The following is a 13038-nucleotide window of genomic DNA, read 5'->3' as shown; positions in this document are numbered from 1 at the left end:
GTTTGTGGCCCCTCTCAGGCATTGCCGGTGGCGGCGCGCACCAGCTTTTCCGGAGAAAAATCGGCGCGTTCGAACTGGCCCGCCATCAGGCCTTCGCGCATGACGATGGCGCGGTCGGACATGCCTAGGATTTCGGGAAGTTCGGATGAAATCATGATGATCGACAGGCCTTCGGCCGCAAGTTCGCTGATGAAGCCATGTACAGCGGCCTTCGAGCCGATATCGATGCCCTTGGTCGGCTCATCGAGAATGATGACCTTCGGCTTCGTGGCGAGCCATTTACCGATCACCACCTTCTGTTGGTTGCCGCCCGAAAGCGTGCCAACAGGCACCGAAAGCGCGGCGGCGCGCAGATCGAGCCGCGCGGCATATTTGCGCGCCAGCGCGAATTCATTGGCGGCGGCCAGAAACCCCTTGCGCGAGGTGCGGGTGAGAGAGGGCAGCGACATGTTCTGATAGATCGGCATGTCGAGCGCCAGCCCGTGGCGGCCGCGCTCTTCCGGCACATAAACGATGCCGGCGCGTATCGCATCTTCCGGCGAGCGGATGGAAAGCGGCTGGCCGTTCAGCATTACCTCTCCCGAAGCCGGGCGGGTGATGCCGAACAGCGACTGGCAGAGTTCAGAGCGCCCGGCGCCGATCAGCCCGTAAAGACCGAGAATTTCACCCTTGCGCAGTTCGAGGGAGATATCGCGGAATTCCGTTTGGTGGGAGTAGTTGCGGACCGAAAGAACCGTTGGACCAAGCGTGCCGGCCTGTTTGGGAAAGGCATTCGTCACGTCGCGGCCAACCATCAACCGCACGATTTCATCTTGCGGGGTGGTGGCAAGCGTGCCAGCGCCGACCATTTTTCCGTCGCGGAACACGGCATAATTCTCGGCGATTTCATAGACTTCATCGAACTTGTGGCTGATGAAGAGGATCGCCTTGCCCTGTCGCTTCAGATTTTCGACGATGCGGAAGAGATCATCGATCTCCTTTCGGGAAAGAGCAGCGGTCGGCTCGTCCATAATGACGATGCGTGCCTCGACCGATAGCGCCCGGGCGATGGCCACCAGATGGCGCTGCGCAATCGACAGGTCTTTCAGCCGAATGGAGGGATCGATAGTGCTCTCCAGCTGCTCCAGCAGAACCTTGGCGCGCGCATTGATGGTCTTCCAGTCGATCAGGCCAAAACGGCCTTTTGGCGCATGGCCGAGGAAGATGTTTTCGCCGACGGAAAGCTCATCGAACAGCACGGTTTCCTGATGAATGGCGGTAACGCCGGCATCGATGGCGTCCTGTGCGCTGTGGAAGTGGACGGCCTTGCCATCGAGAAGGATTTCGCCTTCGTTCGGGCGGTAAATGCCGGTGAGGATTTTGACGAGTGTGGATTTTCCCGCACCGTTCTCGCCGATCAGCGCGGTGACCTTGCCAGGATAAAGCGCGATATCGACGCCATCCAGCGCTTTGACGCCGGGGAATATCTGGCTGATGCCGCGCATTTCCAGAATGGGCGTAGCGCTCAAAGCCTCTGTCATGTTGATGGTTTGGGTTACAGCACGCATCATTCCGTCTTACCGGTCTGTTTTGATGAAGCCGCGAGGGGCTCCCCCTCTGCCCTGCCGGGCATCTCCCCCTCAAGGGGGAGATCGGCAAGCGGATAGCACCCTGCCTTATGGATCGAGCGGGTGCGGCACATCGATCTCCCCCCTTGAGGGGGGGATGCCCGGCAGGGCAGAGGGGGGTGCCCTCCACGCACTGCCGTCACTTCTCAAGATCAGAAAATCTTCGAGAACTGATCGATATTCTTCGCGTCATAAACAAACGGATCGGCCATCGCCGCTTCGCTGTTTTCACCAACCTTGATCTTGCCCATACGCCCGGCTTCAATTTCCGAGCCCGGCTTGCCATCCGTTTCGCCCTTCACCAGGCGATAGGCGATCTGGGTGGCGGAGTAACCGAGGTCGATCGGGTTCCAGATGGCGAATTCCTTGGTGGCGCCTGATTTGATGGCGCCGGCCATTTCAGACGGCAGGCCAAGGCCCGTCACATAGACCTGACCGATCTTGCCCGCATCCTTGACGGCCTGCGAGGCGGCGAGAACGCCGACCGTCGTCGGAGCGACGATGACCTTAACGTTCGGTTGCGAGGAGAGCAGTCCCTGCGCTTCGCGATAGCTCTTGTCGGCGAGGTCGTCACCGTAGACCGTGGTGACGAGGTTGAGGCCGGGAAAGTCCTTCAGCTGCTTTTTCATCTCGTCGATCCAGATATTCTGGTTCGTGGAGGTGGTGGTGGCCGAAAGAATGGCGAAATCGCCCTTGCCGCCTTCGAGATGTGCCGCGGCCAGCTGCAGGCACATCTTGCCGATCAGCGCGTTGGAGGACGGGTTGAGCTGGAGAATGCGGCCTTCAGGCGCCACGCCTGAATCCCAGGAAATGACTTTGATACCGCGCTGCGCGGCCTTCTTCAGCGCCGGAACCACGGCGTCCGGGTCATTGGCGGAAATGGCGATGGCATCCACACCCTGCGCGATCAGCGAATTGATCACTTCGATCTGGCCTTCCGCCGTGGTGCTGGTCGGGCCTGTATAGATGATCTGCACGCCGCCAAGGTCTTTCGCGGCCTCTTCAGCACCCTTGTTGGCGGCTTCGAAAAAGCCGTTGCCGAGCGATTTGACCACCAGTGCGATCTTGACGTCGGCTGCCTGGGCAACGCCGCCAAGACCCGCAACGGATAGCGCCGCGCTAAGTGCCAGGACGCTCGTCAATGTTCTGCGTGTAAGTTTCATGTTCCTTTTCCTCCCGTTTTGAACCTGTTCCTCTCCCCGGTGCTTCCTCAAGCGACCGAAGAGGAATCCTCCCCATCAGGCGGGTTGGCTGTCTTGCCATCCCCCACCGCCCCGGCGATCAGCAATTCCACGCCGGCATTTTCCACCATCCTTGCCGCCTCGTCCGAAATCCCGTCATCGGTGATGATGGTCGTGACGTTTTCGAGCGGGCATAAAATCAGGCTGGAGCGTTTTCTGAATTTCGAGGAATCGACCATGACGATCAGCTCCTCGGCCTGACGCATCAGCTTCTGTTCGCTCTGGATTACGAGCGCGTCGGACTCCATGATGCCAAGAGCGCCCACGCCCTGCGCGCCGAGAAAAATCCGTCGCGCATAAAAATTGCGGATAGCGTCATTTTCGAAGGGCGAGAGGATGAGGCTCTGATCGCGATAGATCGCGCCGCCCGGCACATTGACGTTGCACTTGGAATGTTTGACCAGATGCTCGGCGATGGCAAAGGAATTGGTCATCACCTGCAGGCGACGCGCCGCCATGTAATGCACCATCTGGAACGTGGTCGTGCCGCCATTCAGGATGATCGCGTCGCCATCATGGCAGAGATCGACCGCCTTGCGCGCAATTGCGCGTTTCTTATCGATATTGACCGATTCGGAAACACGGAACGGCCGTGCGGCGAGATTGCCAAGCTGCGGCGGATGCACCGCTTCCGCTCCGCCGCGCACGCGCCGCAACTTGCCCTGCACATGCAAAGACGCAATATCCCTGCGGATCGTCGCTTCCGACGCATCCGTCAGTTCGGCAATATCCTGCACCGTCACGACAGCTTTTTCCTGCGTGGCGCTCAAGATGATGCGGTGGCGTTCGCGTTCGTGCATGAGATCCTCCTGACGCTGATTTATTCGCAATCTCTTTACGTTGTCAATCAAGAACGATCAAATTAATCAATACCGCGCTGCAACATGAAAATTTATGATCGTTTTTGATTGACATTGTCCTTTTGAATGCGCGATATCTGCCGTCAAAGGAGGCGGGCCGATATCGGCTTCGCGAATGCAGACAGATATTGGGAGGAACACATGACGGGAACATCCCGCCTTCTCGAAAGCCGTTGGGACGACGCCTACGCCAGAACGCTCGATGAGCCCGGCAAGCTGCTTTATCGCTCCAATCTGCTCGGTGCCGACAAGCGCATCACCAATTACGGTGGCGGCAACACATCGGCAAAGGTGCTTGAGACTGACCCGCTGACGGGCGAAAAGGTCCGCGTCATGTGGGTGAAAGGCTCCGGCGGCGATGTCGGCACCATCAAGCTCGATGGGTTTGCCACCCTTTATCTCGACAAGCTGGAAGCGCTGAAGGGCATTTACAAGGGTGTTGAAGATGAGGACCGCATGGTTGGCTTTTTGCCGCACTGCACCTTTAACCTCAACCCGCGCGCGGCCTCCATCGATACGCCGCTGCATGGCTTCGTGCCCTATGATCATGTCGATCATATGCATCCGGATGCGATCATCGCGATTGCAGCCTCGAAGAATTCGAAGGAACTGACGCAGCAGATCTTTGGCGATGATATCGGCTGGCTTCCTTGGCGTCGTCCCGGTTTCCAGCTCGGTCTCGATCTGGAAGCCTTCGTCAAGGCCAATCCCAAGGCGAAAGGCGTTGTGCTCGAAAGCCATGGCCTCTTCACCTGGGATAACGACGCCAAGGCATGTTACGAACTGACGCTCGCCATTATCAATAAGGCGATCGAATGGTTTGCAGGAAAGACCGAAGGCAAGGTGATCTTCGGCGGTGCCGTGGCCAAAAGCCTGCCGGTTGCCGAACGCCGCGCCATCGCCGCCCGGTTGATGCCGGAAATCCGTGGCCGCATCGGCCGCGAGGAACGCAAGCTCGGCCATTTTGACGATCAGGATGCTGTCCTGGAATTCGTCAATTCAAAGGAACTGAAGCCGCTTGGCAACCTCGGCACATCCTGCCCGGATCACTTTCTGCGCACGAAAATCCGCCCGCTGATCCTCAACCTCGATACCGCAAATCCCGATGTCGATGCGCTGACGGCTGGTCTCGACGCGGCGCTGGAGGCTTACCGCGCGGATTATACGCGCTACTATGAAACCTGCCGCCATGATAATTCACCCAAGATGCGCGATCCGAACCCGGTGATATTCCTCATCCCTGGCGTGGGCATGTTGTCCTTCGCTAAAGACAAGGCGACCGCCCGCATTGCCGGTGAATTTTATGTCAACGCCATCAACGTCATGCGCGGGGCGTCCACCGTATCGGAATATCAGGGTCTGCCTGAGCAGGAAGCCTTCGATATCGAATATTGGCTGCTGGAAGAAGCAAAGCTGCAACGCATGCCGAAGCCGAAAAGCCTTGCCGGCCGTGTCGCCTTCGTCACCGGCGGCGCTGGCGGCATCGGCCGGGCAACCGCGGAGCGGCTGGCAGGCGAGGGTGCCTGCGTGGTTCTGGCGGATATTGACGAGGCGGCATTGGAGGCCGCCAAGGGCGATTTCGTCAAGCGCTACAGCGATGATGCGGTGCGCACCGTCAAACTTGACGTGACGCAGGAAGATGCGGTCATTTCCGCCTTTGCGGAAGCGAGCGTGGAATTCGGCGGCGTGGATATCCTCGTTTCCAATGCCGGCATCGCTTCTTCCGCCCCGGTGGAAGATACGACGCTTGCCATGTGGAACAAGAATATCGACATCCTCGCGACAGGCTATTTCCTCGTTTCGCGAGAAGCATTCCGGCTGCTGCGGCGACAGAATCTCGGCGGCAACGTCGTTTTTGTCGCTTCCAAGAATGGCCTTGCCTCTTCACCCAATGCATCGGCCTATTGCACGGCGAAGGCGGCGGAAATTCATCTCGCCCGTTGCCTTGCGCTCGAAGGGGCGGAAGCGGGCATTCGCGTCAACACCGTCAATCCCGATGCCGTGTTGCGCGGTTCGAAAATCTGGAATGGCGAGTGGCGTGAGCAGCGGGCGGCGTCGTCCAAGATCGAGGTGACCGATCTCGAAGAACATTACCGCAAGCGCTCGATGCTGAAGCTCAATGTCTTCCCGGAAGATATCGCCGAGGCGATCTACTTCCTGGCGTCCGACGCTTCGGCCAAGTCGACCGGCAACATCATCAATGTCGATGCCGGCAATGCGCAGAGTTTTACGCGATAATAAGGGACGGTCATAGGCGGCGATCACGTCGCGTTGGCCGGGGAGGAAAAAATGACCGAAACGAAGATCGCCGCCGATGTGATCGCGGCGGAAAACGAAAAGCGCGCCGGCGCACAGAAAGACGACTATCAGGCGCTGGGCAACCAGCTAGCGCGCCGCAACATCGACATCGATGCCGTTACGGCCAAGGTGGCGGAATTTTTCGTCGCCGTGCCGTCCTGGGGCGTCGGCACGGGCGGTACACGTTTTGCCCGTTTCCCGGGCGCGGGCGAGCCACGCGGCATTTTCGACAAGCTGGATGATTGCGCCGTCATCAACCAGCTGACGCGAGCGACGCCCAATGTCTCGCTGCATATTCCGTGGGACAAGGAAGATCCAAAGCGGCTGAGGGCCCATGCCGATGCGCTCGGCCTCGGCTTCGACGCCATGAATTCCAACACCTTTTCAGATGCGCCGGGCCAGAGCCACTCCTACAAATACGGCTCGCTGAGCCATACGGATGCCGCGACGCGCCGGCAGGCCGTCGAGCACAATATCGAATGTATCGAAATCGGTAATGCCATCGGCTCCAAGGCGCTGACGGTGTGGGTGGGCGACGGTTCCAACTTCCCCGGCCAGAGCAATTTCACCAGAAGTTTCGAGCGTTATCTCGCGGCCATGGCCGATATCTACAAGGCGCTGCCGGATGACTGGCGCATCTTCTCCGAACACAAGATGTATGAGCCGGCCTTCTATTCCACCGTGGTACAGGACTGGGGCACCAATTACCTCATTGCCAATACGCTCGGCGAAAAGGCCTTCTGCCTCGTCGATCTCGGCCATCATGCGCCGAACACCAATATCGAGATGATCGTCGCCCGGCTGATCCAATTCGGCAAGCTCGGCGGTTTCCACTTCAACGACAGTAAATATGGCGATGACGATCTGGATGCCGGTTCGATCGAGCCCTACCGTCTGTTCCTCGTCTTCAACGAGCTGGTGGACGCCGAACATCGCGGCGTGAAGGGTTTCCATCCCGCCCATATGATCGACCAGTCGCATAATGTGACGGACCCCATCGAAAGCCTGATCTCCAGCGCCAACGAAATCCGCCGCGCCTATGCGCAGGCATTGCTGGTGGATCGCATCGCTCTCGACGGTTACCAGCAGGATAATGATGCGCTGATGGCTTCCGACATGCTGAAGCGGGCCTATCGCACCGATGTGGAACCGATTCTTGCTCAGGCGCGGCAATTGGCGGGCGGCGCTATCGATCCGGTCGCGACTTATCGTGCGAGCGGCTATCGCAGCCATGTTGCGGCGAAGCGCCCGGCTTCGGTTGGCGGCAGCGGCGGTATTGTGTAAGTTCGGTGTCGCTAGAATAGAGGGAAGCTAAGGCTGACTACACACCTTGCCTCTATCTCGACGTCATCCTCGGCCTTGTGCCGAGGATCTGCCAGCGTCGCATAAAATCGATAGGTAGCAGATGCTCGGGACAGGCCCGAGCATGACGCAGGTGAAGGTCTTGGTCACGAACTCGCCCGCTCGCTGCGCGCCTTCATTACTTCCCCGAAGGCGATTGCCGTCGCACCTGAAACGTATGCTCCGGCCCGGGAAACGCCCCCGAGCGAACCTCATCGGCATAGGCGGCCGCTGCTTCCGAAACCGCCGGGCCCAGATCGGCGTAGCGTTTCACGAATTTCGGTTTGAAATCGGAAAACAGGCCGAGCATGTCGTCGGAAACCAGCACCTGTCCGTCACAGGCCGGCGATGCGCCGATGCCGATGGTGGGGACGGCAAGTTTTTCCGTCAAATCGCGAGCCAGCGGCTCGACGGTGCCTTCCACGACGATGGCGAAGGCGCCGGCCTGATCGACCGCAATCGCATCGCGCCAGATCTTCTGCGTTTCCGCATCCGAATGTCCGAGCGAGCGGAAGCCGCCGGCGGTGTGGACGAGCTGCGGCATCAGCCCGACATGACCGAACACCGGAATGCCGCGGGCGACCAGAAAGGCGATGGTCTCCGCCATTTCCTCGCCGCCTTCCAGCTTCACGCCGTCGCAGCCGGTTTCCTGCATCAGCCGCACGGCATTGCGGAACGCCTGTTCCTTCGATTCCTGGTAGGTGCCGAAGGGAAGATCGACGATGACGCAGGCATGCTCGACGCCGCGCATGACGGCGCGGCCATGGGCGATCATCATGTCCAGCGTGACGCCGACCGTCGTGTCCATGCCGTAAAGCACCATGCCGAGGGAATCGCCGACCAGGAGCAGATCGCAATGCGGATCGAGCAGGCGGGCAATCGGCGTGGTATAGGCGGTCAGGCAGACGATGCGCGCCTCGCCTTTCATCTGTCGGATGGAGGCCGTCGTCAGCCGCTTATGTTTGCCATGGGCGCTCATTCGACAGCCTCCCGTTGATTGATCCTGTCGCGCCCGATGACACGGTTGTCGAGGAGCCTCGTGCTGCCGAGCCTGACGAACAGCGCCACCAACACCGGCCCCGCCTGCAATGAAGCGACGGGGGCGAGCGTATCGGGATCGCGCACTGCGACGACTTCCGGCGAGGCCAGCGGCTCGGCGGCGATGAATTTTTCTATCGCGGCTTCGAATGCGGCGGGGTCGTCGAAACCCTCGCCATAAAGCCGTTCCGCTTCGTCCAGCGCGCGCGGCACGATCACGGCCGCGGCGCGTTCTACGGGGTTAAGATAGACATTCCGGGAGGAGCAGGCCAGCCCGTCCGCCTCGCGCACGGTGGCGACGGGAACGACCCTGACCGGCTGGGCAAGGTCCTCGACCATGCGGCGGATCAGCGTTACCTGCTGATAATCCTTCTCGCCGAAATAGGCCGCGTCCGGCTGAACGAGATTAAAAAGCTTGGTCACGACGGTCGCGACACCGGCAAAATGCCCCGGCCGAACCGCGCCTTCCAGCTGGCTTCCCAGTTCGGGCACATCCACCACGGTCTGCATCGGGCGCGGATACATCTCGGAGACTTCCGGTGCGAAAAGAATGTCGATGCCCGCCTCTTCCAGCAATGCGCTGTCCCGGGCGAGATCGCGGGGGTACCGGGCCAGATCCTCATTCGCACCGAATTGCAGCGGGTTGACGAAGATCGAAACCACCGTCACGTCGTTTTCCGCCTTGGATTGGGCAACAAGCGTCAGATGGCCGATATGGAGAAAGCCCATGGTCGGCACGAAGCCGATGGTTTTGCCCGCACGGCGAAAGTCGGCGGTGGCGTCCCGCAATTCGGCGACGGTTTTTACAAGCTGCATGGGTCTCCTCCGGCTTCCCCAATCGCCGCCCGGCGAAAGGTGCTGGATAGAACTCGATTTGCCGAACAGGGTCAACGGACGCATCGGGATTATATCGATTAACCCTATGACGACTTTCGAAAGAACCGGAGTTCGGACAGATGACGGCGATCATTCCACCCAGAGCGGTTTCCTTTTTTCGGCAAAAGCCAATCGCCCCTGCCGCGCCTCGTCGCTGACGCTGATCGTGGCGATGACGCTCTCGGCAAAGGCAAGCCGCTCGATGGACGGCATATCGCGCATCTTCAGCAATGCCGCCTTTCCGGCCGCGATGGCGCCCGGAGCATTCTGCCGCAACCGTGCGAGAACATCTTCCACCACGACATCGAGTTCGGCCGAAGGGACAGCCCGATTGACAAGGCCGAGACGCTCCGCATCAGCGGCGTTGATCGCAGTGCCAAGATAGGCCATTTCCTGAAGCTGGCTCAGGGGTATCTTCGCCAGAAGCTTTGCCGCCACCATGGCCGGGAAAAGTCCCACGCGTACCTCAGGCATGCCGAATTCGGCATGGTCGGCGGCATAGGCGAGATCACAGGCGGCAACGAGGCCAAGCCCGCCGGCCAGAACCCGGCCGTTGATGCGGGCGATGACGGGCCTGTCGCAGCCCTCGATGGCGCGCATCACATCGGCAATGGGGTTGGTTCCCTCCCGCGAGAGGAACATGCCGCCGGCGCTTTCTTTCAGATCGGCCCCGGAGCAGAAGCTGCGGTCTCCCGCGGCCGTTATCACCACGGCGCGCAGGCCGCCATCACCGGATGCAGTGCGGATGGCCGTCGTCAGGGCGTCCGTCATCGCGGCATTCAAGGCATTGTGCACCTCCGGCCGGTTGAGCGTCAGCCAGAGAACGTCCTTGCGCCTTTCGCTAAGCAACTCATCCGCCATGCGCGTCACCCTCCTGTCTTGCTGCAAGCAGCGCCTTGCCGGCGCGGGCCGCATTCGGTCTGCCGAGATGCCGGCTGATCCAGTCTCCGGTTTTTGCCACCGCCATCAGGTCGATACCGGTTTTAATGCCAAGCCCCTGCAGCAGATAAAGGACGTCTTCGGTGGCGACATTGCCGCTCGCCCCCGGTGCAAAGGGGCAGCCGCCCAGCCCGGCGACGGAACCGTCGAAGACGGAGATACCTTCATCCAGCGAGGCCAGCACATTGGCGACGCCCTGCCCATATGTATCGTGGAAATGCATGGCAAGTTTTTCACGCGGGATGCGGGCAGACACCCGCTTGATGAGATTGCGAATCTGGTCCGCCGTGCCAATGCCGATCGTATCGCCGAGCGAGATTTCGTAACAGCCGAGCGCGATGAGCGCTTCGGCCATCGCCGCTACGTCATCTTGTGCAACCGTACCGTCATAGGGGCAGCCGGCTATGCAGGAGACGTAACCGCGCATGAGGATATTCCTGCCGGCCGCGGCTGATGCGACATCGCGCAGGCGCTTGAGGCTTTCGGCGCGCGAGCAGCCGATATTGTGCTGGCTGAACCCTTCGGATGCGGAGACGAAAACGGCGATTTCCGTCACGCCGGCATCAAGGGCGGCCTCGAAACCTTTCATATTGGGAACGAGCGCCGGATAGGCGGTGCCGGGTCGCCTTTCGAGGCCCTGGAACACCTCTTTCGAACCCGCCATTTGCGGCACTTTTTTGGGTGAGACGAAAGCACCCGCTTCCACCGCCTCCAATCCGGCTGCAGCCAGCCGTTCGATCAGCTCGATCTTGATGGCGGCTGAAACCTCGACGCTTTCGTTCTGCAAGCCGTCACGCGCGCCCACTTCGACGATTTTTACCTTTCGGGGCCAGCTCATTTCAGCCGCCCTCCGGCTCGAAATCCACCAGCACCGCACCGGCCGCGACCATATCGCCCTCAATGCAATTGATGGCCGTGACGGTGCCTTTCGCCGGCGCGCGGATCGTGTGTTCCATTTTCATCGCCTCCATCACCACAAGTGCCTCGCCGGCCTCAACCGCAGCACCGTTGCTGCTCAGCAAGGCGCGGATGACGCCGGGCATGGGCGCTTCCAGGCCGCCGGTATGGGTAGCGGCATCCGCGATATCGACGGGATCCGGCTGGTCGATGCGATAATGCTCGCCATCCAGAAAAAGAGTGTAACGGCCATCCTCGGCAAAGAAATGGCCCTGCCTTTTCCTGCCTTCCACGGTCGCTTTGAATTTGCCATCGTCCGAGAGGTCCCCATGGACATTGATGGCCCGTCCGTCGATCTCAAACGAAAAACCATCCGCCTCATGCGTGACGCCAACGCTAAGCGGCTGGTTGTCAAAGACGAAACACAGCGTTTCCCTTGCCGGCGCGTTGAGGCGGAAGGCCGCCGTCTTGTTCCATGGGCTATAGGGATCTGCCTGTGAAACAGGCTTTCCGTTTTTCTGCCGCGCAAGCAGCAGGCCAAGCGCGGCCATGGTTATCTCGTTCCCGTCCGTTGCTGCCGGAGCAAACAGCGCCACTTCGTGACGGGCGATGAAGCCGGTGTCGAGATCGGCGTTCGCGAAGGCCGCCAGTCCCGCAAGCCGCGTCAGAAAGGCGGCATTGCTGGTGACGCCACAGATCGCCAGATTTTCGAGCGCCAACCGCAAACGCCGCAGCGCCGATGGGCGATCACGGTCCCAGACGATCAGCTTGGCGATCATCGGATCGTAATGCACGGTGATGGCGTCGCCGGCGCGGATGCCGCTGTCGATCCTGACATGAGGGCCCTGATCGGGGAAAACCAGATGGCTGATGGTGCCGATCGACGGCAGGAAATCATGCGCCGGGTCCTCGGCATAAATCCGCGCCTCGATGGCATGGCCGTTTATGCTGAGACCGGTCCAGTCTTCCGGCAGGGCCTCTCCGTTGGCGACGCGGATCTGCCATTCGACCAGGTCGAGACCGGTAATATATTCCGTGACCGGATGTTCGACCTGCAGCCTCGTATTCATTTCCATGAAATAGAAGTCGCCGGAAGGGTCGAGCAGGAATTCCACCGTTCCCGCGCCGCGATAATCGATGGTGCGGGCGGCGGCGACCGCCGCTTCATACATGCGCTGGCGAAGCGCATCGGGCAGGCCGGGGGCAGGAGCTTCCTCGATGACCTTCTGGTGCCGGCGCTGGATCGAGCAGTCGCGCTCGAAAAGCGAAACACAGTTGCCATGGCCATCGGCAAAGACCTGCACTTCCACATGGCGCGGCCGCTCGAGGTATTTTTCGATCAGCATGCGGTCATTGCCGAAAGCGGCCAGCGCTTCGCGTTTTGCGGCGGCAAGCTCCGCTGCGAAGTCGCGCTTCTGCCGCACGATGCGCATGCCCTTGCCGCCGCCGCCGGCCGAGGCCTTGAGCAGAACGGGATAACCTATGGCGTCCGCCTCGCTGCCCAATCGCTCCTGCGCCTGTTCCTCACCGTGATAGCCGGGAACGACCGGAACGCCGGCCTTTGCCATCAGCGCCTTTGCCTCGCTTTTCCCGCCCATGGCGCGGATTGCCGCTGCCGGCGGGCCAATGAAAACGAGCCCGGCGGCGGCGCAGGCTTCGGCGAAGCCGGCATTTTCCGAAAGAAATCCGTAACCCGGATGAATGGCTTGTGCGCCGCAGACATTTGCGGCGGCGATGATTTTTTCGCCGTCGAGATAGGAGGCCCGCGCGGGGGCCGCGCCGATGGCGATGGCCTCGTCGGCCAGCGCCACATGCATGGCGTCACGGTCGGCATCCGAATAGACGGCAACGGTGCGGATGCCCATCTTGGCGGCGGTGCGGATGATACGGCAGGCTATTTCGCCCCTGTTGGCGATCAGTATTTTTGAGAACATCGTCGCC

General features: G+C 60.5%; 10 protein-coding genes. 2 read left to right on the top strand and 8 right to left on the bottom strand.

All coding sequences use genetic code 11. The annotated features are described in order from the left end of the window. Positions 1-14: 14 nt before the first annotated feature. The 3 genes from ACQZ48_RS02080 to ACQZ48_RS02070 form a co-directional block, all read right to left on the bottom strand. On the bottom strand, positions 15-1550 hold the full coding sequence (locus tag ACQZ48_RS02080) for a sugar ABC transporter ATP-binding protein (protein ID WP_448728450.1): 1536 nt from the start codon (positions 1548-1550) through the stop codon (positions 15-17). A gap of 209 nt (positions 1551-1759) precedes the next feature. Then, the gene (gene rhaS, locus ACQZ48_RS02075) at positions 1760-2770 is read right to left on the bottom strand and encodes a rhamnose ABC transporter substrate-binding protein (protein WP_077985128.1); all 1011 of its coding nucleotides are present in this window, start codon (positions 2768-2770) and stop codon (positions 1760-1762) included. Positions 2771-2817: 47 nt separating this feature from the next. Beyond that, on the bottom strand, positions 2818-3648 hold the full coding sequence (locus ACQZ48_RS02070; RefSeq protein ID WP_448728449.1) for a DeoR/GlpR family DNA-binding transcription regulator: 831 nt from the start codon (positions 3646-3648) through the stop codon (positions 2818-2820). Positions 3649-3849: 201 nt separating this feature from the next. Between ACQZ48_RS02070 and ACQZ48_RS02065 the strand changes: the two genes are divergently transcribed. Continuing rightward, positions 3850-5946, top strand: coding sequence for a bifunctional rhamnulose-1-phosphate aldolase/short-chain dehydrogenase (locus ACQZ48_RS02065; RefSeq protein WP_448728448.1), 2097 nt, complete (start codon positions 3850-3852; stop codon positions 5944-5946). Positions 5947-5997: 51 nt separating this feature from the next. After that, on the top strand, positions 5998-7290 hold the full coding sequence (gene rhaI / locus ACQZ48_RS02060; protein ID WP_448728447.1) for an L-rhamnose catabolism isomerase: 1293 nt from the start codon (positions 5998-6000) through the stop codon (positions 7288-7290). A gap of 196 nt (positions 7291-7486) precedes the next feature. On the opposite strand, the gene panB is transcribed toward rhaI, so the two are convergent. From panB to ACQZ48_RS02035, 5 genes are all read right to left on the bottom strand, one after another. Further along, positions 7487-8326, bottom strand: a complete 840-nt coding sequence (gene panB, locus ACQZ48_RS02055) for a 3-methyl-2-oxobutanoate hydroxymethyltransferase (protein WP_448728446.1) — start codon at positions 8324-8326, stop codon at positions 7487-7489. After that, positions 8323-9201 carry a pantoate--beta-alanine ligase gene (panC, locus tag ACQZ48_RS02050; protein WP_448728445.1) on the bottom strand — a complete coding sequence of 293 codons (879 nt, stop codon included), beginning with the start codon at positions 9199-9201 and terminating at the stop codon, positions 8323-8325. The genes panB and panC overlap by 4 nt, the downstream gene beginning before the upstream one ends. Before the next feature lie 150 nt (positions 9202-9351). Beyond that, positions 9352-10122, bottom strand: coding sequence for an enoyl-CoA hydratase-related protein (locus tag ACQZ48_RS02045; protein WP_448728444.1), 771 nt, complete (start codon positions 10120-10122; stop codon positions 9352-9354). Next, entirely contained in the window at positions 10112-11038 is a 927-nt protein-coding gene (locus ACQZ48_RS02040; RefSeq protein WP_448728443.1) for a hydroxymethylglutaryl-CoA lyase, read from the bottom strand. The genes ACQZ48_RS02045 and ACQZ48_RS02040 overlap by 11 nt, the downstream gene beginning before the upstream one ends. Position 11039: 1 nt before the next feature. After that, positions 11040-13031 (bottom strand): acetyl/propionyl/methylcrotonyl-CoA carboxylase subunit alpha, encoded by a 1992-nt coding sequence (locus tag ACQZ48_RS02035; protein ID WP_448728442.1) that lies wholly within the window; start codon positions 13029-13031, stop codon positions 11040-11042. Positions 13032-13038 lie beyond the last annotated feature (7 nt).

It is taken from the genome of Agrobacterium sp. 22-209-1 (assembly GCF_053522485.1).
Note: the sequence above shows the minus strand (reverse complement) of the source record. Positions and strands in the feature narration are given on the sequence as shown.